Source organism: Halobacillus seohaensis (assembly GCF_042663045.1).
Classification (GTDB): domain Bacteria; phylum Bacillota; class Bacilli; order Bacillales; family Halobacillaceae; genus Halobacillus_A; species Halobacillus_A seohaensis.
The window spans coordinates 215028-239675 of record NZ_JBHSZV010000025.1 but is presented as its reverse complement, the minus strand read 5'-3'; the positions used below and the strand labels follow the sequence as shown (position 1 = coordinate 239675).

Genomic DNA, 24648 nt, shown 5'->3' with positions numbered 1-24648 from the left:
ACTAAGAGAACTAAGCGATCAGGGATAAATGAATCATTTTTGGATGATTAGTGAATCTTAATTATTAAAGGTAGGTTATAGAGATCTTTAGAAGAGGATGGATTTTTACTTAAAAAAGATTGAGAAAAGGTCGCAAAGGGTAATGTAACAAATGTCGGTTCTGATAGATTGGGGAGAGTGGAATGAATCAACGCTTCAAATACATATCGTTCTATCGAATAACTGTAATTGTATGGATGTCCATTAAGTTCCTCGCTCAATTATTCTGGTTTAAGAAAACTCACCGAATTTGGGATCAGGAAACAAGACAAAAATGGGAAGCATTGCTCGTTCGTCAGGCTGAAGAATATAGAAGGAATGCCATCCGTCTAGGCGGGCTGCTCATAAAATTTGGTCAGTTTCTAAGTTCGAGGGGAGATTTACTTCCCCAGGCTTTCATTCATGAATTAGAAGGATTGGTGGATCGAGTGAAGCCTGTTCCTTTTAAATATTCTAAGAAAACAATCGAAGAAGATTGGAATGGGCCTATTGATGAACATTTTAGTCATATTGAGAAAAAGCCAATTGCTTCTGCTTCTATTGGTGAAGTATATAAAGCGGAACTTTTAGATGGAACACCTGTAGCAGTTAAAGTACAGCGTTATCGAGTGAAAGAAATTTTTCAAATGGATTTTAAGGCTTTAAGAATAGTATTTTTCATATTGTCTAAATTCACGAGATACGGAAGAAAAGCAGACTTACCTGCTTTGTACAGGGAAGTGGTCGCTGTGATCACCAATGAGTTGGATTTCACGATGGAACTTGAAAACGGCAACCATTTTAAAAAGAGATTTAAAGATTTCGAAAATGTATATATTCCGGACTATTATAGTGAATTATCGACTAAAAGAGTCCTAGTGATGGAGTGGATAGATGGAGCGAAAATTACAGACTTACCATTTATGAAACGTCATCAAATTCAACGTGAGCATATTGCGAAGATTCTCTTTGATTTATGTGTAGAACAATTTTTATTTGCGGGCATGTTTCACTCCGATCCTCATCCAGGAAACTTGATGTTAAAGCCAGATGGGACAGTAGTTATTATTGACTTTGGGATGGTCGGAGAAGTGAAACAGCGAGATGCTAATTCGATTCGAATGATGGTTCAAGGCTTCATATTAGATGACTATGATCGAGTGATTGATGCCTTAAGGGAAATGGACTTTCTACTAGATAATGCTGATACAGAAAAGATTAAGAAAATGATCAAACAGACAACGGATATGTATTTAGAAGGTGGCTTTGATAAATTAGACGCCCATGTGATGAATGATATCTTAGAAGATTTACAGGAGTTTGTTAAGGAGCAACCGATCCAATTACCTGCTGATTATGCCTTCTTAGGAAGAGCAACATCAATTATTGTAGGAGTATTAACTTCAATTTACCCTCAAGTTGACTTAGTAGAGTGGGGGAGACCAGTCATTAAAAAATGGATGACTGGAGAAAGTTCGAGCTTCTCATTATATAAGGATATTGCCAGAGATACAGCCAAACCGTTACTATCTTTACCGAGAGCTCTTATTGAGTATTTAGAAGATGGGGATAAGGAAAGGGAATGGAAGACAGAAACTCACCAGCAAAAGCTTTTTCATCAGTTTTATCTTTTTTATTCATGGCTCTCTTTTGTATTATTCATAATAGGTACGGTCGGGATCTTTTATCTTCAGAAGAGTGGATCAGCTGGTTACCTGCCCTTTGCTTGGTTGGCCGCTACTTTAGGAGTTGTCGGATTCCTCATAATCGGAATGACTCATTTCCGAATGATTAAAAATATAAGACGAAAATAAGGAGGAATTTGAATGAGTTTATTAAAAAAAGGATTTTATTTAGGACTTGGTGCAGCGATAAGTGGGAAAGAAAAATTTGAAAATGTACTGAATGACATGGTTAAAAAGGGGGAGGTTACTCCAACTGAAGCTAAAGAAATGCTAAACTCTTGGGTTTCAAAAGGAGAAAAGAAAAATAGTGAGTGGAACGAGCAGGGTAAAGCTAGAATGCAGGACCATGTAAAAGAACTTGGCTTTGTGACCCGTGAAGAGTATGAATTATTAGAAGCACGTTTAGAACGTTTGGAAAATCAGAATAAAGGTTAAAAAATGCTCCCTTTTCCAAATCGATAGGAAAAGGGAACGTTTTTAAGGGATTAGAAAAATGTCCAGCTGACAGGTTTCTGTGGATGGCCGAATAGTTCAATAGCTTTAGCAATTTCGTCGGAATCACCTGAAGCAGTTACCTTATTGTATTTAAGCAACTTTTCTAAGGAGATGCATCCCATAAGTAAAGAGGAGAGGTCAGCAATTTCTAGAGATAAGGTTATTCCATGCTTCAAAGGAGCATCGTTTACCGTTGGTTTTCCGTTAGTAAACTGAAAGCTGTATGTTTCGTTGGTATTCATAAGAGAATCAGAAACTTCAAAATTGATACCTACAGTTTGTTGGCCAAATGAATGATCTTCTATATAGGTCATAAACAGCGGTACATTAAGGATGCGGTACATCAATCCTGTTCCTCTTTCATGTGTTTCGTGATAAATACGGTGGATTAAACGTTCCGATTGATGGCGTGGATCGTTTAATAAAAAGGCAAAATCATCATCGAACGTTGGGAAAATAATCGAATGAACTTGGTCCTTTTGTTGATGAAGGAAGTTTAATAACGATTGGAAAGCTTCATTTGAAGTCGTAAACCAGTCGAGTATTTTCATATCATGATTAAAATCTTGATGATGTTTCATTTCATATACTAAGTACCCTTTTAACTGTCCGTTCACTCTACAGCCAACCGTATGGGTATGAGCGGCAGATATGTGTCGGAATTCATACTCTTGTTTATCAAAAGAACCGTGCGTGTCTTCTGACCAGTCGTGGTAACAACGCATGATTTCCTCCAAGTTGTTTCCATCTAATCGAATGACAGGCTCTGCTTCAGAGTTATAGGGAATTTGTTCAGCTGAAAAGCGAAAGACGTTTAATTGAGGACCAAATCCAAAGCCCATTTTCCGATAGAAATCAGGGCGGAAAGGATAAAGTTGGATAAGTGCATATCCCTCACCTTTTGATTTTTCAATTGCGTGAGTAATTATTTGTTTGGCAATCCCACGCTTCTTATAGGGGAGATCAACAGCGAGCGTGCCGACACCCGTAGTTGGTAAAGTCTGTCCGTATATGTTCATTGGAAATGCATAATGGATATAACCTGCAAGCAATGTTTCTTCTTCATAAACTCCAATGTGTGAAACTGTCTCATATTGGTCGATAGCTTGCCTGTGCTCCACAGCATCTTTTTTATCTTCTGCCGTTTTAATTTCCATCATTGGATAGCAACGGCTAAGTATATCAGTATAGGTTTCAAAGTTATTCATTAATTTAAATTCCATCTTTTTCACTCCTTCTTACACATTCTATCCATTTATAGAGCATTAATAATATTATAAATATACTAAAAGCTAAGAATCCCAGATTCAAGTGATAGCCTACTCCTACTTCAAGATAGCTGAGTATAGTTACTGCTGCAGGGGGATGGGCTAAATACAAATAGTTTGTTCCGAAAATTGAATTAAACCCTCCGATTATTAAGGCATAGATGACTAGATAACAATAAGTTTCACTCATGACTCTCCAGTTAATTGAAACCTTTGTTGTTAAGATTAAAAATAAACTAGTCCATGGAATCGCCATGTGATGAATGAAGAATTTCCAGTAACGAAAGTGTTCATAACCATGTGGAATCTCCGGTGTGATAAGAGCGACTACTGCAGGGATAATCCCTATAAAAAAGTTATACTGAATGAGTTTTTTATTATATGTAAGTAAACTAATGACACCAAAGATGGATGCTATTCCGCATAAATGCAGAGGGAGATGCTCAATAGATGAAAATAAATCATGAGTTACAGCCCAAATCTGATAACTTAACTCGGAAATAACTAGAAGAATGAGCAGCGTCCATCTTATGAGTTCGTGTGCTCTTGTCCCTCTTTTAAAATGAGAAGAATAAAACAATAGATAAATAAAACTGAGACAAAATAAAGTCAACATGACAAGGTGACTGAAACCGAATATTTCAAATGAATACTTACTTGAAGGGCCAAACCATTGACTCATACCTACACATCCTAGTAGAAGAAGATTACCTATGCTATGATTCTACCATATATCTTTTTTGAGAAAGAGGGTTATCATGGCAAAAGTTAATTGTTTTAAATGTAAGCATTTTTTTACAACGTGGAACCCAAAATTCCCACGAGGGTGCAAAGCATACGGATTTAAGGGAAAAGAAATGCCTTCAAGTACGGTGTTAAAAACAACAGGTACGGATTGTTTACAATTTGATCCTAAACTTGTGAATAAATGAAGAACAAGAATTATTAAAATTCGAAGTAGGTATTCACCTGTAAATATATTGAAATTTAAGAGCGTATATCGTTTCTATAAAAAAGTGTGATATGCTGATGTATATTTATTAATAGAACGAAGGGAGATGAAAAGATAATGAGTAGAGAGAAGTGGGGTACAAAGCTTGGTTTTATGCTTGCTGCTATGGGATCAGCTGTTGGCTTAGGTAACATATGGCGTTTCTCTTTTGTGGCAGGAAACAATGGAGGAGGCGCCTTTTTATTGTTGTATTTGCTTTTCGTTATTTTAATTGCGGTTCCTCTATTACTAACAGAAGTTAGTATTGGACGCAGAGCGCAAAGTGATGTCGTCGGTTCCTATAAAAAGTTAGCCCCAGGCACGCCATGGTTTTTATCAGGTTTTTTTGGAGTATTCAGTGCCTTTTTGATTTTAGGCTTTTATTGTGTTGTGGCAGGTTGGTCCATTTACTATTTTTGGAATTACCTAACAGGTTATTTTTCTACACAACCTGAGGCTGGCTATGGAGCTGCCTTCGGTGAATTTACCTCCCATTCTTGGCAACCTTTATTTTGGGTAGCCCTATTTATGACGTTAACGATTATTATCGTAGTCAGCGGGGTGAAAAAAGGGATTGAATCGGCTAATAAAATATTTATGCCGTTACTTGCTATTATATTAATTATTCTTGCATTTTATAGCCTTTCATTTGAAGGTGCGTCAGAAGGGGTAAGGTTCTTGTTTTCCCCGGACTGGTCCGCGTTCAGTGACCCAGGTATTTATATTGCTGCCTTAGGTCAAGCCTTTTTCTCCTTAAGTTTAGGGATGGGCGCGATGTTAACTTACGGAAGTTATTTATCTAATGATCATAAACTTCCCGGGGCTACGATTGGAATCGGCCTAATGGATTCATTTTTCGCGATAATTTCAGGGATTGTTATCTTTCCAGCTGTCTTTGCTTTTGGTATTGATCCAGCTTCAGGCCCACCACTCGTGTTCATTACATTACCGACTATTTTCGAGCAAATTCCTTTCGGTGGAATCGTAGGATTAGTCTTCTTTTTTGCGTTGGTTTTAGCAGCATTGTCTTCCTCCATATCAATTTTAGAGGTTCCTACTGCTTACTTCATGCGGATCTTTAACTGGTCTCGACGGTTCTCAAGTATTCTTACGGGTGCTATCATGTTCGTTCTTGGAATTATCGTTTCGTTAGGTTTTGGCATCTGGGCTGGCGTTACTCCGATCGGTGAGAATAATATTTTAGACTCGATGGATTACATTGCTTCAAATGTCCTATTGCCGTTAGGTGGATTGTCGATGGCATTATTTGTGGGCTGGTATTTCACAAAAGAACAAGCCCTTGATGCAACAGACTTCACAGGGTCACGAGTAGGAAACGTGTGGTATGTGATTATCAAGTTTGTAGCACCGATTTCAATTTTATTAATATTCTTAAATGCTTTAGGGATTTTATAATCTTCACTAAAAGGCAGTCTCACTCGAACTCGTGTGGGGCTGCTTTTTTATCTATGAAACTTTTTAGGAATTGGAACGTAAGAATGATTAAAGGAGGGATAACGTGCTGAAGTTTGTTGGGGTAGGTGCGTTAATCACGGGGATAGCATTAATCGTAGGTATTGTAACGGGAGATTGGAATTTGTTTTTGAAGATTATTGCCCTAGCTGCAGGTATTCCTTTACTTTTATCAGGATTGTTAACAGGAGCTTACGTGAATGGTGATCGAAATCGAGCGAATTTTCATACAGAGGCGAAGCGCGATCGTGAATTTAAAGGGCGATGGGTCAAGCGGTTAGTATCGTTGAGTGCTCCTAATGCAGTCTTGTTGATTGTTTTGATTGTTGAATATTTGTTAACTTCATAGTATCGGTTCGGACTTTTTGTTATGGAAGAAGTCTTTTTTGTTGAGCAGTTTGACAAAAGGTTCAATTTATCGTCGAATTATGATTTCAAATAGCTCTTTTCAAGACACCCAGCCTTGCAGCGTGTTATGATAATTGCGAATCATGCTATCATTTTAAAAAGGAGTCAACATCAATGGCTATTTCCAATCAAACGATACTTAAAAAGATGTCGAGTGAAATACAAGAAGCTATGCTTAATCATGGCGATGATCCCAAAGTACGTGAGCATATACGGGCTGTGAGACTATTGGCAGATCTTGTACTTGACCAGAATGCAGAACATACAGGAACAGCTGATAAAAAGTCAGTTCAGGAACCTACAGTTGAGGAAATTCGACAAATGATGGGGAGTGACGAGCCGGTCCAAAAAAAATCACCCGATACGAAATCGGATGAACATGATGAGGCAAATGGTAAGTCGATTTTTGATTTTTAAGGAGTGAGAATCACTAATGAAATTATTTTTATTATTAGGTGTATTGAATGGTCTTCTTGCCGTGGCTTTAGGGGCATTTGGAGCACATGGATTAGAAGGGAAAGTTTCAGCAAAAGGTCTAAGTCAATGGGAGAAGGCTGTTGACTATCAAATGTTTCACACGATGGCGCTTTTTGTAACGGCATTATTGATGATGAAAACCCAGACCGGGCTTATGACCGGAGCGGGTTGGTTTTTCTTAGTCGGGATTATCTTATTTTCGGGTAGCTTATACATTTACGCTCCGACAGGGATAAAGACCTTTGCTATGATTACGCCGGTTGGGGGATTAGCCTTTTTAATTGGCTGGATTTTGTTAGGTTATGCAGTTGTTAAACATATTTAAAAGTAAAGAATGGTCGTAAATATAAATAAAATAATAGCTCGCAGCAACTGACTTATGCTTGGAATCAGTTGCTGCTTTTTATATTCAACTAAACTTTCAATAAGCAGGCTGATAGTTAAGATGTAAAACATGATGAGTATGATCCATTTGTGTTCTAAGTTGAAAATGGCAACTACAGCAAGTATAACTGCAATGCAAATGGTTGCTAGTTGCAATTGGATTAGTGGTTCATAGGGATGTCGCATACGATCACCCCTTTCAATTGGGATGAAGCTTATAACAATAGGGAAAGGCAAGGTTAACGTGGGGAATAGTTAGCCATTCCATTACTGGTAGTTGCTCCGTTGTACGGGTAACTATAATTAATCTCCCCATCAAAGGTAATGTAATCTAAATAAATCATAAGTAAGAGATACCTTTTTCCTGTTTGGGGGTCACTAATAATTATATGATCGCGTCCGGCAGCCTCAACGATACCTTTGAATACTTTTGCATTCCATTCATCATTATTTTCAAACGTCATATAAACAGTAGCTTCTTTGCCGAGGTTTAAACGCAAAATGTTTTCAATATAAGACTCTTCCTCAGGTAACATCCCATTCCCGTTGTTTCCATTATTTCCATTATTCATCTGTGGGACTTGCATGCCATTTTGGTTGGCAGGTCCAGGTCCGGGACCCCCATTGTTTCCGTTGTTATTCCCGTTATTATACGCGTTACTTGTGACAGGAACGGCTGGTCCATACTGGTACATATATGGATAATAAGGCATATTTCCTTGAGGTATCCCTTGCATTCCTTGATACTTTGCCAAACTAATCACTCCTTCATTTGATTAATAAACAGTAGGGCAGTCTGCTCGAGATGGAGCGTAGAAACAATGGGACTTAAACCTGCCGACGTTTGGCTGGTCAAACCATGTAGCTGGACATTCTCCCTCGGGCATGAAGAACCAAAGTGTGTTCGTAGCTGGATTAAAACGCTCACCGTTAATAAGGCGCCGAGCGAGATCGATATCTTGCTGTCTTGCACGTTGATAAAAATATCCCTTCTGTGTTGCTTCAAATCCACCCGGACTCTGATAGACCATATCTTCAATTGAACGGATGTCTGTAAAATCAATACAGTCCGCACGAACACGGTTGACCCCAGTATTCCCTACCATCAACATGCCTTGTTTCCCATCTCCTTCAGCTTCCGCTCTCATTAATCGTGCCAGTAATTTAAGTTGCTTCTCTGTGTAGGGAACGACTGCCACCTTGTCACCTCGCTTATTAAAACTGACTCTCTAACACTATATGAAGGTATCTCCTCTAGATATGAGTAAAAGTTGTCAATATATTGCTCAGAAGAATGTTAAGGAGGACGAAGGACAAAAAAAGGCTCTCTGTCAAATGTGGTAGTGTATTTCCCACTCCACCAACTCTTTTTATAGGCTCTTTTGTATAAAAAGAATATTATGCAGAGGCCGCAGAGGAAATATACTCGCTTTCCGGAGGGAGTATATTTTCTCTGCTTCGTGATCTTTCTCAAATTCATTTTAACTAGAACCTTTCTAATCTCTTGTTGCCGCAATATTTTTTTATCATTCAAAGTACTTAATCTGTTATTGAACAGGAACATAAATGGCTGAAAAATCTTCTGCTTCCAACGTTTACATGTCTTCACCTTTTTGTGAAATGCTTCAATAATAGAAGCTTTCATTGCTAGATAAATATTTATAAAAAATGCCCCGGTTAGATTCTTAAGAATCTAACCGGGGCATTTCACCATTTACACATGCAAAAATTGTGGAACTTCCTCTGTTTTTAACAAATTTCCTATATAAAAAGAACCGAAATCGCCATAGCGAGAGGTGACTTCATCAAAGCGCATTTCGTAGACAAGTTTCTTAAACTGAAGAACGTCGTGGGCAAAAAGCGTTACGCCCCATTCCCAGTCATCCAAGCCGATGGATCCTGTGATAAACTGACGAATTTTACCGGCATATTGGCGGCCTGTCATACCATGAGCGTACATTAACTTTGCACGCTCATCTTTTTCAAGCACGTACCAGTTATCATTCCCTTGACGACGCTTGTCCATTGGATAAAAGCAGATATGATTCCACTTTGGCAAGATTGGCTTTAGACGACCTTGAATTTCAGGGTCATTTTCATCAGCATTTCCCATGTAATTAGACAACTCAACAACAGACACGTACGAGTACTCTTTAGAAGTGAATTCAGCAAGTTTTGATTTATTGAAAACTGTTTCGATCTCATTTAGTTCTTCCATTGTCGGGCGTAAGATCATCATCATGAAGTCGGCTTTTTGCCCAACTACCGTATACAAGGCGTGGCTACCTTGCTTGCTTTTTTCTGTATCTTCCCATTTTCCGATTAGCTGTTGGAATTCATTAATCGCCTGTTCACGTTCCTCACTGTTCGCTTGTTTCCATGCAGTCCAATTGACTGTGCGAAAGTCGTGAAGGCAATACCATCCATCCATTGTTACTACTGCTTCTGGCATGGTGTGATCGCTCCTTTTTTATATGAAGTGTTATAGTTGTTTCATCCGTATTCAATATAACACAAGTCGTTCCCTATTATCATTTCTGCTAATTCGAAAGTATTATGAACATTAAAATAGGGTAAAGATAAGGTGTAATCGCTTTACCAAAAATTTTCCTGTCGAAATACTTTTAATTGAACACAAAACGTCTTATTATATAGTACAGAAAAGAAAATGGAGGGTTAAAACATGAGTAACCTATTTGATACATTAAAAGCAAAAATGAGTGGTGAAAGTAAGAGAGTGGTATTTCCTGAAGCTTTAGATGAACGAATTTTAACAGCTGTAAGTAAACTCGGTGCAGAAGGCTTAATCACACCTGTACTAGTTGGAAATAAAGAAAAAATAGAACAGAAAGCAACAGAAGTCGGTGTTGATATATCTACTTCGGATATTCTTGATCCAGCGGACTATGAAGCTTTAGATGAAATGGTTGAAAGTTTTGTTGAGCGTCGTAAAGGAAAGGCCACCGATGAACAAGCTCGTGACATTTTACAAAGTGGTAACTACTTCGGTACGATGCTTGTTTATATGGGGAAAGCTGACGGCCTTGTTAGTGGAGCTGTTCACTCAACAGCTGACACGGTACGCCCAGCACTGCAAATCATTAAAACAAAACCTGGCATTAAAAAAACATCAGGTGTTTTCATTATGGTTCGCGAAGAAGAGAAATATGTATTCGCTGATTGCGCGATTAACATTTCCCCTGATAGCAAGGATCTAGCGGAAATCGCATTGGCAAGTGCAGATACGGCAGCTCTTTTCGATATTGATCCAAAAGTAGCTATGCTTAGTTTTTCCACTAAGGGGTCAGCTAAATCTCCGGAGACGGAACGAGTAAGCGAAGCAGTTGAGCTTGCGAAGCAGCAAAATTCTGACTTGCTCATTGATGGAGAATTCCAATTTGATGCAGCATTCGTTCCTTCAGTTGCAGAGAAAAAAGCGCCGAACTCTCCATTAAAAGGGAAAGCGAATACTTTTATCTTTCCTAGTCTTGAGGCAGGAAACATTGGCTATAAAATCGCTCAGCGTCTAGGGAACTTTGATGCGGTTGGACCTGTTTTACAAGGTCTGAACCAGCCGGTAAATGACTTATCACGTGGTTGTAATTCAGATGACGTGTACAAACTTGCAATTATTACAGCCGCTCAATCTTTATAAGTTTTTCATCTGAAAGTTCAGGGGCCTTCTCGTCTCTGAACTTTTTTATATTGTTTTCGTCTCAATCACTAAAGAATGATAAAAACTGTAATATAGGTTAAGAACTAAAAAAAGCACTGGAGCAATCATTCATTGATCTGCTCTAGTGCTTTTTTATTGCGGACAATCATTTGTTCAAACCGCTTCGTGAAATTGTCGATCTCTTCACCTTCTAATGAATTGGCTATGATTTGATCAGACCAATCGTTCAATTGATATAAAATTCGGTTGCGCACGTTTTCCACTGTTAAATTTGCACCGAGAAGCTCGTTTAGTGAAGCCATAACAGACGGGTCGATTGTTGGATATTGAAAGCGGGTGGGTTCGTTATTCAGGCCGACTTTGTAAAAGTTCTTTAGCAGGGCGGCACGTTCGGCTCCGCTTCCGGAAACGTCTAAATAAATTTGTACTGCTGATCCTCGTTTCACTCGACGTTGAGAGATACCCGCGAACTTTTTTCCTCCAATACTTAGGTCATAGGTGCCGGGGCAGTAGGATTGCGTGATTTCGTAGGCTTCGATCTGGTCGGTCAGATCGGCGAATAAGTGATTGATAAATTCGACCATCGCTTCATACCCATCGTGGATGTTCACTTCTTTGGCATCTGGGAAGATCAGTGACAGATTGAGGACACCTTCGTCTAGTACGACGGCAAGACCGCCTGAATTACGTACAACGACTTGATACTCTTCCTCTTTTAAATAGGCGATGGCTTCGGCGATGTAGGGAAGTCGGGCGTCAGGAATACCGAGCACGATCGTGTTGTGGTGTACCCAGAGCCGGGCGGTGGTCGGTGATTTGTGTTCACCTACGGATATAGCTAACGCATCATCGATTGCAAAAGACTGGAGTGCTGAGAATGTTGGTCCCATATTGCTTTGGTCGATGAAACGGTAAGTATGAGGGTGTAATAAATTTTGCGTCTTTTTCATGAAAATCTTTCTCCTTTTAATTCGGCCAGCATCATTATAACAGAATTGTGCGGGAATTGTGTGGTACCTGGTACCATACAATGATAAAGGTGTTTTTTTCTGTAGAAATAAGGTATATAATAGGAAGAAATGTCGTGAGGAAAGGACTAACTGATGGCTTATCGTGATGAACAATTAAGTGAAGAAAAGGTGTTTAAGGATCCTGTACACCGATATATTCATGTTCGGGATCGGGTGATATGGGATTTAGTCGGCACGCCGGAGTTTCAACGGTTACGTAGGATTCGTCAGCTAGGGACTTCGTATTTGACTTTCCATGGGGCGGAACATAGTCGTTTTAGCCATTCCTTAGGTGTGTATGAGATTGTTCGCCGTATTCTAACGAATTTTAAGGATCGTCCGAATTGGGATCCTGAGGAGCGTTTGCTTTGTTTGGCTGCAGCTCTTTTGCATGATCTTGGGCACGGACCCTTCTCTCATTCGTTTGAAAAAGTATTCAAGCTTGATCATGAAGACTTTACGCAACAGATTTTACTTGGTGATACGAAAGTAAATGAAGTACTTTCGAGGGTTGAAAAGGGCTTTCCGAAAAAAGTGGCCGATGTGATTAATAAAACGTACAAAAATAAGCTAGTAGTCAGCTTGATTTCCAGTCAAATTGACGCCGATCGCATGGATTATTTGCAGCGGGATGCTTATTTTACCGGAGTAAGTTATGGCCATTTTGATATGGAGCGGATATTAAGAGTGATGCGACCTATGGAAGACCAGGTGGTGATTAAAGAAAGCGGCATGCATGCGGTTGAGGATTATATTATGAGTAGATACCAAATGTACTGGCAAGTGTACTTCCACCCGGTTACTCGAAGTGCAGAAGTCATTTTATCAAAAATCCTCCATCGTGCGAAACAACTTTATGAAGAAGGGTATAATTTCAAACTTGAGCCAACGCACTTTTTATCCTTTTTCAAAAAGAAGCCAACGCTGAGTGAGTATTTGGGGCTGGATGAGTCCATTACGCTTTATTATTTTCAAATGTGGATGCAGGAAGATGATGAGATTCTTTCTGATCTTTGCGATCGTTTCGTCAATCGCCGCTTGTTTAAATACATAGAGTTTAATCCGAACTCGCAAATGTCTGAATGGATGGAGCTATATAAGCTCTTTCAAAAAGCAGGGTTAAATCCCGACTATTATTTAGTGGTCGACTCTAGTTCAGATTTACCCTATGATTTTTATCGACCAGGTGAAGAAGGGGAACGTTTACCTATTCATCTTCTAAAACCGAATCAGGAATTAAAAGAATTGTCACGCCTCTCCGAAATTGTGGAATCAATTTCTGGGAAAAAGCGCACCGATCATAAATTATATATACCTTTAGACGTCCTTGAAGGGATGTCCAGTCGAAGTAAAACCAAGAAACGGATTATGGAAATTTTGTATGGATAAGGAGTGGAGATGTCATGTTGGAGAATCATGCCAAACTCATGCAATTCTTCTCAAGCTCTGAAGGAATCGTAGGCAGAAAGAGATTACAAAAAATGATATACATTTTGAAAAAGTGTGATGTTCCATTTGAAGAACGCTATCAATTTCATTTTTACGGACCGTATTCTGAAGAATTGACGCTCCGAATAGAAGAAATGTGTAACCTTGGATTTATAAGTGAAACAATGGAAGAGAAGAAAAATTATTATCAGTATCGCTATGAGGTGACGGATTCCGGGCGAGAATTTATGGAGCATTACGAGGAATCCTTGCCGTCATTAAACGATCATATTGATATGATGAATGGGAAAAGTTCCCGTTTCCTTGAGCTTGCATCTACTATGCTTTTTTTTGAACATCTTCCTAAATCTGAAGTTATTGAAAAAGTATTTTCAGTGAAAAGTAAGCAAAATTATTCAGAAGATGATATGGAAGAGGCTTGGGAGTTTATTGAGAAGTTACGAGGCATTCATTAATATAAAAAATAGTAAGATATGCTGACATTCAGTATATCTTTTTTTACTTTTTTTCTGGGAAAGTGAGATAATTTTCAAGGAAATGACGGGGGAGTGCGGAATGAGAGTAATCAGGTTCGTGATGTATTACATTCTCGGTCTGTGTGGAATTTTTCTAATTAGTGCTTCGCCGGCTTTATTTAGGAATGGAACCTATTTTAGTTTGGGGAGTTATGTAAATGAACTCTCGGGGTTGGTGAAGTCGATAACTGATTTCGGTGAGTGGACCTACCAATATAAAGGAAATGCTGTTCCTTTTTTAGAACATTTATGGGATCCTTATTTTTATTCAATGACCATCTTTTTTGGATCGATGGTGGGGGCAGTGCTTATTGCTTTTTTACTTGCATTGGTTACTTTTTTCTTGCCCCGATTTTTAAAACAAATCGTTATGCGCTTGGTTAATATTTTGGAATCTGTACCGGATTTGTTGTTGGCTTTCTGTATTCAGCTATTTATTGTTTGGTTTTACAAACAAAGTGAGATTTTGTTAATGGATTTCGTCACAGTGGGAGGAGAGCGGATTTATGCGCTTCCGATGCTAGCGCTGGCTGTCTTGCCAACCGTGACATTATATAAAATCATCCTTGTTCAAGTAGATGAAGAAATGACGAAATCATATGTCGATATGGCTAAAAGTAAAGGGATGGTGCGTTCGTTTATTTTGAATATACATGTATGGCGTAACATCGTGAAAAGCACATTTTACCACTCAAAGCTGATCATTTGGGGAGCACTTTCGAGCTTATTGATGATTGAATACATATTTAACATTAATGGAATCACCAATGCTTTCATTGAAGGGTACACACCGATCGTTACTGTGTTAATTCTTACCATGTTGTTTACTCCATTTTATATTCTGTACCAAGGAACCGAGATGTTTATTTTTAGAGAAAATAAAGTGGCTGAAGAAACCAATATGAAGATGAATAGCTTTATAGGGTCTCGCTCATTAAAGAACAATCGGGGCTGGATTAAACAAGCGTCCAAAGCAATCGGTGTCCATTTTAAGAATAGTAAGTTTCTGATCGGGTTCGCAATTATATTTTGTATAACAGCTATTAGTATTATTTATACACTTATAGCTGATCCTTTAGTAGAGAAATACAATCTTATCTATGACAATGAGGGGGTATTAGCAAGTGCCCCTCCGCATACACCTGAATATGTTTTCCTAGGAACAGATCGGCTTGGCTTTAGTATTATGGATCAATTGTTAGTAGGAGCTAAGTATACAATTTTATTTGCCGTGTCCATTGCGTTTCTACGGGTGATGCTTGGTTTTTTATTAGCCATTCCATACGCCTTCTTTTTGTCGCGACGTCTACAAAGAGTCTTTGATAAAATGATAGATGGTATGCACTTTTTGCCGATGACGATCATTGCTTACTTATTGTTGACTCCTGTGCTAATCATGCCGCAGGGTGGGTTTGCTACGACTGAAATGGAACGGATTCTCTACCAAGGCATTATTCTTACTATATTAGCTGTGCCACTGCTCGTTATCCTATTTGGAAATGAAATGAAGCTTCTTAAGAAGGAAGAGTTTGTGTTAAGTACAAAAGTTCTGGGAGGAAGTTCTGTACACTTATTGTGGCGTCATTTGATGCCGCATTTAAGTGCACGAACAGGCATTGTTTTCGGGCAGCAATTCATTCAAACATTGTTGATTTTTATCCATCTAGGCGTTTTTAGTATTTATTTTGGAGGTACTAAAATGTCTTATGCACCCATGCAAGCAGATCCTCCTCAGTCCACGACGTATGAGTGGTCAGGGATGATTGGGGCTTCAAAGGATGCGTTGATGACCGGGCGTTGGTGGTACATCATACCGCCATTAATTGGTTTTATGGTACTGATTCTATCGATGCAGCTGATCATCCAAGGGATTAAAGAAGTACAGCAGCAACGGGTCGGTGTTCCGATCGAGCAGAAATCGTGGTTACAGCGCCTTTTAAGAAAACCGAAGACAAGCATCAAACCAGTAGATCGTGAGAATCCTTCGCGCGAAGAATTTATTTTTACTAATAAGGAAATAAATGAATGGAAGTGAGGACATTTGTCTTAGGTGATTGAAAGTCGGTTAAGTGAAGTGATCTGTTTTTTCGTTTTTTATATTATAAAGTGAGCTTTTGTCATCAAAAAGCGGATATGGGAGTGATTGTTACTCCAGACTATCAGAGAACGGAGTGATGACAGAAGTATTTCACGATTGCTTTCCTTGTTGCGAGGGGAGTTTGAAGTCTTAAACAAACGTTTGATTAAGGGTAGCAAAAGGGGAGGATGGTGGGGTGGAGTTCGTTTGGTACAACATTAAAAAAACCTCAAGCGAAATTCAACTTGAGGGCGCATTCCTTAATTAATCAATGAGGCGTTTACCTGCGACACCATAATTTTGTTTATTCATTTCTTCAATCACGACTGTTACCGCTTCTTTGGGTGCGCCTGTATTCTCTGTTACAGAGTTCGTTACACTTTCGACTAACGCTTTCTTTTGTTAGTCTGTGCGCCCTTCAATCATTTGAACCGTTACGATTGGCATACACGATCTCTCCTTTAATCTTATAATATATCTCACCAGTATACGTTTCGCTTTTAAATGAGAATTTCCTGCTTTTTCTTGAAAAAGTTGTAGGGCTATGATCTGAAATAAGCAGAAATTCTATGTTAGAATGAAATTAATAACCACCTTAAAAGGAGGGGCAATTCAAGATGAGTGAATTTAATAATAAAGAAGAAGGCACTGATAAAAAGAAAAACCAATTTACAATTTTAAAGGATGATGCCACTGATGGGCACGGAGGCTATGGTGTCGGTTCTATCAGTCTTGAAAATATGACGCCGGTCATTATCGATCCTAATAAAGAAGAAGCTTTTGTTGATATGGGAGCTCTTCATGCTAGAAGTGCTGTAGAAAAACGAATTCGTTTCTCGACTGATCGCTCGCAAGTAGAAAACGGTAAACTTTACTGGATCGTTTGGATAACAGTTGATTATCGTGGAGGCAATCCTTGCTATTATGGAGTAGCTGGAAGTGAAGTCGTCGTTGACCGTGAAATTAGACGTGGTTATAAATTGCTGCCAGAACATGTGAATCATATGGATAAATCGTTAAAAGGACGATTCGCAGTAGATCACATGGACGATAAGTCCAAGCAAATTTTAAGTGATTACTTACGCAATTTCAAAGCTGAACTTTGGGAGAATACCAATCAAGAACTTAAAGACAGTTTAGAGATAAAATAAACCAAGAGCGTCTCCTCTAATTAGAGGAGACGCTCTTTACTGATTTTCAGCTCTCAATTTCCCAAAAATAACAGTGTAGGAGATAAAGTTGTATGTTGAAATAGGAACAAACGTTCGTTTCGGAAGGGTGATAATAATGGATAATCACAAACGAGATCGAGGTACGATCAAATGGACTTCCCTTATGCTGCCTGAGCATGTAGAGATGATTAAGAAAGTATGGAAAGAGGATAAACGGGTAGAAAAAGGAGTTCTTGATGAGCAAAAGGCTGCGGAAATCGATTTTATTTTGCAACGGGCACTACACGATGAATTGACGGTAGATGTACGTGTGCACAATGGTTTCGATTATGAGGAATGGCGATTGAAAATTAATCGTGTCAATAAACTAGAGCGAAAGATTTACGCCTTCGATAAGAGTTTAAAAGAAGAGGTTACGTTTCAATTGGATGATATCACAGATATTGTGATTGTATAAGTGCATAAGGTGTGTTCACAAAATGTTCATTAAATTTCAGGGTGGCAATTCTTGACTAAAGAGCTTTAAGGGTAATAATATTAAGGAACACATGGATATACATGTATGCTAGGACGAAGAAAACGACCGGTCAATTGCCGGTCGTTTTCTTTATATTTTTTTAAGGTTTGATCCGAAATAGAAGAATCTATTAACAAACAGAACAAATGTCCGAGAACTGATGTTTACCAGAACCAGTCTACAACACTCTTATACCATGGGTCCTCCTGCAATTCTTTTTCAATTTCTTCAATATCAGAGTCTTCCTCCCCTTCACACGTTTCCTTAGGTATATCATCTTTAGACATGTAAACGAGACGCTCCTTCGGACAAGCAGGTCCGGAAAGCTTTCCGGATGCTGGGTTAATGTAAACTCCCTTTAGACCAGGGGGAGGGGTGAAGGCGGAAATAGCCAAAGGCTCGTGGATCTGTTCCATTGAATTCGCCCATACTTCCTTGGAATATTGGTGATCCCTCGCTTTCGTGATCTTACGGTTATCATCATATCCGGTCCATACACCCATTACGTACTGCGGACTAAAGCCAATCATCCAGCTATCGAAATCCGTCGTTCCTGATTTTCCGCCATACATACGAGTCAACTCATCAGCGATACTTGACCCCGTTACACTCGTATAGCCGTTTAAAGCAGGATCAAAAATACCTGTCATCATTTGGGTTATGGAAAAAGCAGCTTCCTTATCAATTGGTTTATTATCCTTGTCCTCGTTACTAACAGGCTCATATTCATATAAAGTATGATCACGGTGGTCGGTGATTTTCGTGATCGTATGTTTCTGAACGTTCTTGGACCCACTGATTAAACGAGAATAACCGTCAACCATATCATAAAGAGAGATAGAGGCTGTCCCTAATGCGAGAGAGGGGACAGCAGGTAAATTTCCGTCAAATCCAAATTCGCGAAGCGTGTCGACTAGTTTCTCCGGGCCCAGGTCTACATTTGTTTGCACTGCATAAATGTTGTCGGAAAGGGCGAGTGCTTGAGCCATCGTAATCTCTTGATCAGCATAATAATTGTTGTAGTTGCTCGGACTATATATTTTCCCTTCCTCGATCTCAAATGACGTCGGTTTACTTTCTAACATCGTTAATGGCGTATAATTATTTTTTAAAGCTGTGTAATACAAAAATGGCTTGATCGCTGATCCGACCATTCGTTTCGCCTGGGTCACGCGGTTGAAAGGACTTTTTGCATAATCACGCCCTCCAGCCATAGCTGTTACAGCGCCGGTATCATTGTCCATTACGACAGCAGCTGTCTCAATTTCAGTTTCCTGATTAAATTCCTCTGTAAGAGCCCGCTCAAGCTTAGCTTGATGTTCCTCATTTAAAGTCGTATAAATACGAAAACCGCCAGACTCAATTGATTCCCTATCTGTATCTAGCAAACGAGCAGCTTCATTAACTACTTCATCTTGAAAGAAGGGAGCCACTGCTTTAGCGTTTTCCTCTGAGTGATCATAGTAATCAAGCGATGCAGTCACGGCTTCATTTTTCTCAGAATTCGTAATATACTTTAAGTCATTCATCCGCGTTAAAATTCTTTCCTGGCGAGTTTCAGCATTGTCCTCATCAGCAAGCGGTGAATAGTAACTCGGACCCTTAGGTATCCCAGCAAGCATAGTCGCCTCCGAAAGCGTTAACTCATCAGAATTTTTATTAAAAAAGTACCGACTAGCTGATTCAATTCCGTAAGCTCCGTGTCCGTAATAGATTGTGTTTAAGTAACCTTCGAGAATTTCATCTTTTTCATAAAAAATTTCCAAACGAATCGCAAAAAAGGCTTCCTTTATCTTCCTAGTCCACGTTTTTTCATGAGTTAAATACAAATTCCGTGCGTATTGCTGGGTAATTGTACTGGCGCCTTCCACCATTTCCATCGCCTTTAAATCGGTCAAAACGGCAGACCCTATTCGCTTTATATCAAATCCAAAATGGCTATAAAAACGATGGTCCTCAATCGCAAGTGTGGCATTGATTACTTCCTCAGGCATTTCGTCAATACTGATCCAGTAGCGATCTTCCCCTACATCGTGACCTTCTATGACTCCTCCGTCTGCTTGATAGAACAATGTGTTTTGTGAAGTTGACAGGGAAGGGGGGCCAAGAGTAATCGCATAGGCAAGGATCCCAAGAACTACAATTATGCCAACTATTCCACAAGCTGCTGCTGCTTTGAATCCTCTTCGCAGCCATTTCCAGGTTAATCGAATAAATAATAGCATTCTCCCATTCTCCCACCTGTTATAATTACTACTATTATGGGAAAAAGATAGAAAAATTAAACATTCATCAAACATTCCCTTGCTTTTTCCATAGATTCCTCTATAATTTCATTGTTTAAACGTGTCGAAAGGAGACCAACTTTATGGCTACATGGTTTACAGAAAAACAAACCGAAAACTTTGGCATTACCGCAAAAGTAAAACGGTCTTTGCATAAAGAGAGAACGGATTTTCAAGATTTAGAAATGCTCGAGACAGAAGAGTGGGGCAACATGCTTGTCCTCGATGATATGGTTATGACCACCGAAAAAGATGAATTCGTGTATCACGAAATGCTCGCACACGTTCCATTGTTTACGCACCCAAGCCCGAAGAAAGTACTTGTTGTTGGAGGAGGAGACGGAGGGGTTATTCGTGAAGTGCTCAAACATGAAAGCGTAGAAAAAGCAGTGCTCGTTGAAATTGATGGAAAGGTTATCGAATATTCCAAACAGTACCTGCCGGCGATCTCAGGCGCTCTTGAAGATCCCCGTGTCGATGTACAAGTAGATGACGGCTTCATGCATATTGCTAAAAGTAAACGCGAATATGATGTCATCATGGTGGATTCAACCGAACCGGTTGGGCCTGCAGTAAGCCTCTTTTCCAAAGGATTCTATGAAGGCATCGCCAAGGCATTAAAGGAAGATGGCATCTTAGTAGCTCAAACAGACAATCCTTGGTTTAAATCAGAACTCGTTCGTCAAGTGCATGCCGATGTAAAAGAAACATTCCCGATCACAAAAGTGTATACAGCCAACATTCCAACCTATCCGAGCGGACTGTGGACCTTTACAATGGGGAGCAAAATCTATCACCCGCAACGGATCCCGGTCGAACGTTTCACAAATATCAAAACCAAATACTATACAAGCGAACTGCACAACGCCTGCTTCGCTTTACCGAAGTTCGTGAAAGAGATAATAGAATAATTTGAATTGTTCGGGAATTGAGTGGTACCTGGTACCACTCAATTCAAAACAGTGAAAGGAGAATATCCGATGCGATTTGATGAATCTTATTCAGGAAAAGTGTTCATTATGAGCCGCGCCACCGAAGACGAAGCAAATGCTGTAATCTACGGGATGCCAATGGACTACACTGCAAGCTTCCGCCCCGGATCCCGATTTGGCCCGAACCGAATCCGAGAAGCATCGGTCGGACTTGAGGAATACAGCCCATATCTCGACCGCCATCTCGAAGAAGTCGCTTACCACGACGCCGGCGACCTAATGTTTCCATTTGGCAACGCACAGAAAAGCATCGACATCATCGAAGACTACATCAAAGAACTTTTGGAAAAAGGAAAGTTTCCGATTGGATTGGGTGGAGAGCACTTGGTCAGTTGGCCGGTCATTAAGGCGTTTCATGAAACGCTATCGAACGTCAAGATTATCCATATAGATGCCCATGCCGACCTTAGGGAGGAGTACGAGGGAGAAACTCTATCCCACTCCACCCCGATTCGAAAAGCGTGCGAATTACTTGGTCCTGAAAATGTCTATTCGTTCGGCATTCGCTCCGGCATGCGCGAAGAATTTCAGTATGCTAACGAAAGCGGCATGAACATGTACCGATACGAAGTACTCAAGCCATTACAACGAGTCCTGCCTGAACTCGCGGGTGAAAACGTCTACGTCACGATTGACATTGATGTGCTCGACCCTGCCTACGCGCCAGGCACGGGAACAGCTGAGTCAGGAGGCATCTCATCAAAAGAGTTGCTCATGTCTATTCACGAAGTTGCTCAATCTAACGTTAATGTTGTGGGCTGTGACCTTGTTGAAGTGGCACCTGCCTACGATCCTACGGAACAAACGTCGATCGCTGCCAGTAAATTTATCCGAGAGATGCTTTTAGGATTTGTAAAGTAAATCTAGCATAACCCCCTACAAGGAACAGGGGCTTACTGTTCCGTTAAAGAAGGGTAAATGATAGAATGAATCCGTTGCTTACAAGTAGCGGATTTTTCTTGTTTATTGGTTGGGAGGATTGTGATCCGACTCGGATAAAGAAATTTTTCCTAACAAGATGAAATCCTAGACCTAACCAACTCGAACCTAGCAAAAAGGAGATACTATCTTTATGAATAAAAAAATCTTAGGATTCACAGCAATCTATGCCATCTTTATGGCCAGTTTGCTATTCCTAACGTTCCAATATAGTTGGAATCCTTCAGGCTATAGTTATGAAGTTGATCATCCAACTCTGATAATTAAGGAAGGTCTGTTGGATACGAATGAAAATAATGTAAACATTACTGAAAATATGTCAGACGTTCTCCTTTTACAAGTAGCAGTTGGGAATGTTCAGACCCATTGGAAACAAGATTTGATTGTGATGGCCTTATTTTTCCCGCTGATTTTATTTTCCATTTTTAAGAACTCACGGCCATTTAAAAATGTCCTTCCTTACAAATGGTTTGTTGGACTAAGTGTTGCTATTATAACGATTTACTTGATTGTAACGGTCCCAGCTTACGTAACGGAAATAAGTGCCGTCGATCAATATGTAAAGGCAGTGCTTGACTAGAAACTTGAGTTTTTGCCTATGAGTTTTTATAATGTAAAGGTTAAGGATGTACCGGATTAAGGAGCGATTAGATGACAGCAAAAAATGTACGAGTGAAACTCGTAACGGAAATTAGAGAATCAGATCGTAAGGAAGAAATGGCGATGTCAGAGGCTGGGCAATACTACTCACGTGGGAAGACGGAAGTCTTGAAGTTCACCGAACACCCGGAAGAAGGGGAGCCGATCAACACGATGGTGACTATGAAGCCTGGTCATGTCAGTATAAAACGAACAGGTGGCGTCGATATGCGTCAAGTTTTTCAAAAGCAGTTGGAAACAGAAAATGTGTACCACCATACGTATGGTGATTTTCATATGAGGACATATACAGACCAAATCGAGCACCAATCTCTTGAGGATGCGTCTAGCGGACGTCTGTTTATAAGTTATCAAATGACATTAAATCATGAGGTAACACAGCGTCATCGGTTGACGCTACTTTTTGAGGAGGAAAGCGTATGAATATTGTAGAGCAAACGGAACAAAAATTAAAAGACGAAATCGTTCGTGCCGTTAAAGCAGCCGACCTTGCGACGGATGAGGATATACCAGAGGTTGTATTGGAACAACCGAAAGATAAATCACACGGTGATTATGCAACAAATATGGCCATGCAACTAGCACGCGTTGCGAAAAAAAATCCTCGTCAAATAGCAACAGATCTTGTTGAGCAGTTTGATCGTTCGAAAGCATCGATTGAAAAAATTGAAATTGCCGGACCGGGGTTTATCAATTTTTATATGAACAATCAATACTTAACAGACCTTGTACCAACGATACTTGAAGCAGGTAAAGCCTACGGACAGTCTGGGACAGGGAATGGACATAAGGTACAAGTGGAGTTTGTTTCGGCGAATCCAACAGGAACCCTTCACTTAGGACACGCACGAGGTGCCGCAGTAGGAGATTCCTTATGTAATGTGCTTGAGGCAGCTGGATATGAAGTTTCAAGAGAATATTATATTAACGATGCCGGAAATCAGATGGCAAACCTTGCATTCTCAGTTGAAGCGCGGTACATGCAAGCACTTGGTAAGGATTGGGACATGCCGAGCGAGGGCTATCACGGCAAGGATATCGTGGAGCTCGGCCAACAACTCGCCGATATGGATGGATCTAAATGGGTCGAAGCATCTCAAGAGAATCGTCTCGAATTCTTCCGATCCTACGGTTTGAAATTTGAACTGGATAAAATAAAAAAAGATTTAGAAGAATTTCGCGTCCCTTTTGATGAGTGGTTCTCAGAAATGTCTCTTTACCAAGGAGAAAAAATCGGACAAGCACTACAAGTATTACAAGATAAAAACTATGTTTACGAAAAAGATGACGCTACATGGTTTGAAACAACGAAATTTAGTGATGATAAAGATCGTGTCCTAATTAAAAATGATGGAAATTACACGTATTTGACTCCAGATATTGCGTATCACAAAAATAAGCTTGATCGTGGTTTTGATACGTTGATTAACATTTGGGGAGCTGATCATCACGGGTATATTCCGCGTATGAAAGCAGCTATTCAAGCCCTTGGCTATAGCGAGGAAACGTTAGAAGTTGAAATTATCCAAATGGTTAATCTATTCCAGGACGGAGAAAAAGTGAAGATGAGTAAACGGACAGGAAAAGCTGTCACACTTCGTGAATTAATGGATGAAGTAGGCATTGATGCTATGCGTTATTTCTTCTCTATGCGTTCTAGTGACTCTCATCTTGATTTTGACATGGATCTTGCCCGTTCTGAATCAAACGAAAATCCAGTCTTTTACGTGCAATATGCACATGCGCGTATTTGTACAATGCTAAGTCAGGCGACTGAAAAAGGTTTAGCCTCTGGAGAATTTGATGGCAGCTACCTTACTTCTGAAAAAGAAGAGGATCTATTGAAGCGCCTCGGGGAATTCCCGCAAATCATAGTAGATGCAGCAGAAAAACGTACGCCGCATCGAATCACACAGTACTCCTTTGATCTAGCATCCAATTTACACAGCTTTTACAACGCCGAAAAAGTAATCGACGCCGAACACCCAGAACGCACCGTAGCCCGCGTCGCCCTAATGAAAGCCGTCCGCACCACCCTGCAAAATGCCCTACACCTAATCGGAGTAAAAGCACCAGAGAAAATGTAGGAAGAAAAGCGAAAGCGCCTCGGTAGACACGAACGCATAAGCAAAACCATGCAGTGACGGTTTGTGTCAC

Annotated in this window: 25 protein-coding genes and 1 pseudogene; 17 read left to right on the top strand and 9 right to left on the bottom strand. The window is 39.9% G+C overall.

The annotated features are described in order from the left end of the window. Positions 1 to 182 precede the first annotated feature (182 nt). Both ACFQIC_RS10675 and ACFQIC_RS10670 read left to right on the top strand, forming a co-directional pair. On the top strand, positions 183 to 1832 hold the full coding sequence (locus tag ACFQIC_RS10675; RefSeq protein ID WP_204708241.1) for an ABC1 kinase family protein: 1650 nt from the start codon (positions 183 to 185) through the stop codon (positions 1830 to 1832). 12 nt (positions 1833 to 1844) lie between these two features. Then, positions 1845 to 2138, top strand: coding sequence for a phasin family protein (locus ACFQIC_RS10670; protein WP_204708240.1), 294 nt, complete (start codon positions 1845 to 1847; stop codon positions 2136 to 2138). Positions 2139 to 2188: 50 nt separating this feature from the next. Here the strand turns inward: ACFQIC_RS10670 and ACFQIC_RS10665 are convergent, their stop codons facing one another. Together ACFQIC_RS10665 and ACFQIC_RS10660 are read right to left on the bottom strand one after the other, a co-directional pair. After that, positions 2189 to 3421: a GNAT family N-acetyltransferase gene (locus ACFQIC_RS10665; RefSeq protein ID WP_204708239.1), complete on the bottom strand. Its 1233-nt coding sequence runs from the start codon at positions 3419 to 3421 to the stop codon at positions 2189 to 2191. Then, positions 3411 to 4148, bottom strand: a complete 738-nt coding sequence (locus tag ACFQIC_RS10660; RefSeq protein ID WP_204708238.1) for a YwaF family protein — start codon at positions 4146 to 4148, stop codon at positions 3411 to 3413. Before ACFQIC_RS10660 ends, ACFQIC_RS10665 begins: the two co-directional genes overlap by 11 nt. Before the next feature lie 387 nt (positions 4149 to 4535). Between ACFQIC_RS10660 and ACFQIC_RS10655 the strand changes: the two genes are divergently transcribed. The 4 genes from ACFQIC_RS10655 (at position 4536) to ACFQIC_RS10640 (ending at position 7140) form a co-directional block, all read left to right on the top strand. Further along, on the top strand, positions 4536 to 5873 hold the full coding sequence (locus ACFQIC_RS10655) for a sodium-dependent transporter (protein ID WP_204708237.1): 1338 nt from the start codon (positions 4536 to 4538) through the stop codon (positions 5871 to 5873). 103 nt (positions 5874 to 5976) lie between these two features. Continuing rightward, entirely contained in the window at positions 5977 to 6279 is a 303-nt protein-coding gene (locus ACFQIC_RS10650) for a DUF5316 family protein (protein ID WP_204708236.1), read from the top strand. A 173-nt stretch (positions 6280 to 6452) separates the two neighbouring features. Next, entirely contained in the window at positions 6453 to 6755 is a 303-nt protein-coding gene (locus ACFQIC_RS10645; RefSeq protein WP_204708235.1) for a YwdI family protein, read from the top strand. Between the two features lie 16 nt (positions 6756 to 6771). Further along, a complete protein-coding gene (locus tag ACFQIC_RS10640; RefSeq protein ID WP_204708234.1) occupies positions 6772 to 7140 on the top strand; it encodes a DUF423 domain-containing protein in 369 nt (122 codons plus the stop codon). Here the strand turns inward: ACFQIC_RS10640 and ACFQIC_RS10635 are convergent. From ACFQIC_RS10635 to hemQ, 4 genes are all read right to left on the bottom strand, one after another. Then, a complete protein-coding gene (locus ACFQIC_RS10635) occupies positions 7137 to 7385 on the bottom strand; it encodes a hypothetical protein (protein ID WP_204708233.1) in 249 nt (82 codons plus the stop codon). The genes ACFQIC_RS10640 and ACFQIC_RS10635 overlap by 4 nt on opposite strands. A 53-nt stretch (positions 7386 to 7438) precedes the next feature. Then, positions 7439 to 7936, bottom strand: coding sequence for a spore coat protein GerQ (gerQ, locus tag ACFQIC_RS10630; protein WP_390217087.1), 498 nt, complete (start codon positions 7934 to 7936; stop codon positions 7439 to 7441). Between the two features lie 39 nt (positions 7937 to 7975). Then, on the bottom strand, positions 7976 to 8398 hold the full coding sequence (locus ACFQIC_RS10625; RefSeq protein WP_204708232.1) for a cell wall hydrolase: 423 nt from the start codon (positions 8396 to 8398) through the stop codon (positions 7976 to 7978). Between the two features lie 515 nt (positions 8399 to 8913). Beyond that, positions 8914 to 9651 carry a hydrogen peroxide-dependent heme synthase gene (gene hemQ / locus ACFQIC_RS10620; RefSeq protein ID WP_204708231.1) on the bottom strand — a complete coding sequence of 246 codons (738 nt, stop codon included), beginning with the start codon at positions 9649 to 9651 and terminating at the stop codon, positions 8914 to 8916. 231 nt (positions 9652 to 9882) lie between these two features. On the opposite strand from hemQ, the gene pta reads away from it, so the two are divergent. Next, positions 9883 to 10854, top strand: coding sequence for a phosphate acetyltransferase (gene pta / locus ACFQIC_RS10615; protein ID WP_204708230.1), 972 nt, complete (start codon positions 9883 to 9885; stop codon positions 10852 to 10854). A 125-nt stretch (positions 10855 to 10979) separates the two neighbouring features. Here the strand turns inward: pta and lipL are convergent, their stop codons facing one another. Beyond that, the gene (gene lipL, locus ACFQIC_RS10610) at positions 10980 to 11825 is read right to left on the bottom strand and encodes an octanoyl-[GcvH]:protein N-octanoyltransferase (RefSeq protein WP_204708229.1); all 846 of its coding nucleotides are present in this window, start codon (positions 11823 to 11825) and stop codon (positions 10980 to 10982) included. Positions 11826 to 11978: 153 nt separating this feature from the next. On the opposite strand from lipL, the gene ACFQIC_RS10605 reads away from it, so the two are divergent. From ACFQIC_RS10605 to ACFQIC_RS10595, 3 genes are all read left to right on the top strand, one after another. Further along, the gene (locus ACFQIC_RS10605) at positions 11979 to 13274 is read left to right on the top strand and encodes an HD domain-containing protein (RefSeq protein WP_204708228.1); all 1296 of its coding nucleotides are present in this window, start codon (positions 11979 to 11981) and stop codon (positions 13272 to 13274) included. A 14-nt stretch (positions 13275 to 13288) separates the two neighbouring features. Beyond that, on the top strand, positions 13289 to 13789 hold the full coding sequence (locus ACFQIC_RS10600) for a YwgA family protein (RefSeq protein ID WP_204708227.1): 501 nt from the start codon (positions 13289 to 13291) through the stop codon (positions 13787 to 13789). Positions 13790 to 13910: 121 nt separating this feature from the next. After that, complete coding sequence (locus tag ACFQIC_RS10595) at positions 13911 to 15884, top strand: ABC transporter permease subunit (RefSeq protein WP_390217086.1); 1974 nt, start codon at positions 13911 to 13913, stop codon at positions 15882 to 15884. 306 nt (positions 15885 to 16190) lie between these two features. On the opposite strand, the pseudogene ACFQIC_RS10590 reads toward ACFQIC_RS10595, so the two are convergent. Beyond that, positions 16191 to 16373, bottom strand: a pseudogene (locus ACFQIC_RS10590) (2-hydroxymuconate tautomerase). 170 nt (positions 16374 to 16543) lie between these two features. On the opposite strand from ACFQIC_RS10590, the gene ACFQIC_RS10585 reads away from it, so the two are divergent. Together ACFQIC_RS10585 and ACFQIC_RS10580 are read left to right on the top strand one after the other, a co-directional pair. Then, positions 16544 to 17077, top strand: coding sequence for a YwhD family protein (locus ACFQIC_RS10585; protein ID WP_204708225.1), 534 nt, complete (start codon positions 16544 to 16546; stop codon positions 17075 to 17077). A 136-nt stretch (positions 17078 to 17213) separates the two neighbouring features. Beyond that, positions 17214 to 17555, top strand: coding sequence for a YolD-like family protein (locus tag ACFQIC_RS10580; protein ID WP_204708224.1), 342 nt, complete (start codon positions 17214 to 17216; stop codon positions 17553 to 17555). 224 nt (positions 17556 to 17779) lie between these two features. On the opposite strand, the gene ACFQIC_RS10575 is transcribed toward ACFQIC_RS10580, so the two are convergent. Further along, complete coding sequence (locus ACFQIC_RS10575) at positions 17780 to 19840, bottom strand: transglycosylase domain-containing protein (RefSeq protein ID WP_204708223.1); 2061 nt, start codon at positions 19838 to 19840, stop codon at positions 17780 to 17782. 143 nt (positions 19841 to 19983) lie between these two features. On the opposite strand from ACFQIC_RS10575, the gene speE reads away from it, so the two are divergent. The 5 genes from speE to argS all read left to right on the top strand — a co-directional run bounded on the left by speE (position 19984) and on the right by argS (position 24578). Then, entirely contained in the window at positions 19984 to 20811 is an 828-nt protein-coding gene (gene speE, locus ACFQIC_RS10570) for a spermidine synthase (RefSeq protein ID WP_204708222.1), read from the top strand. Positions 20812 to 20880: 69 nt separating this feature from the next. Beyond that, on the top strand, positions 20881 to 21753 hold the full coding sequence (speB, locus tag ACFQIC_RS10565) for an agmatinase (RefSeq protein ID WP_204708221.1): 873 nt from the start codon (positions 20881 to 20883) through the stop codon (positions 21751 to 21753). A 211-nt stretch (positions 21754 to 21964) separates the two neighbouring features. Further along, complete coding sequence (locus tag ACFQIC_RS10560; protein WP_204708220.1) at positions 21965 to 22411, top strand: hypothetical protein; 447 nt, start codon at positions 21965 to 21967, stop codon at positions 22409 to 22411. 71 nt (positions 22412 to 22482) lie between these two features. Next, positions 22483 to 22914, top strand: coding sequence for a YwiB family protein (locus ACFQIC_RS10555; protein WP_204708219.1), 432 nt, complete (start codon positions 22483 to 22485; stop codon positions 22912 to 22914). After that, complete coding sequence (gene argS / locus ACFQIC_RS10550; RefSeq protein ID WP_204708218.1) at positions 22911 to 24578, top strand: arginine--tRNA ligase; 1668 nt, start codon at positions 22911 to 22913, stop codon at positions 24576 to 24578. The genes ACFQIC_RS10555 and argS overlap by 4 nt, the downstream gene beginning before the upstream one ends. Positions 24579 to 24648: the final 70 nt, after the last annotated feature.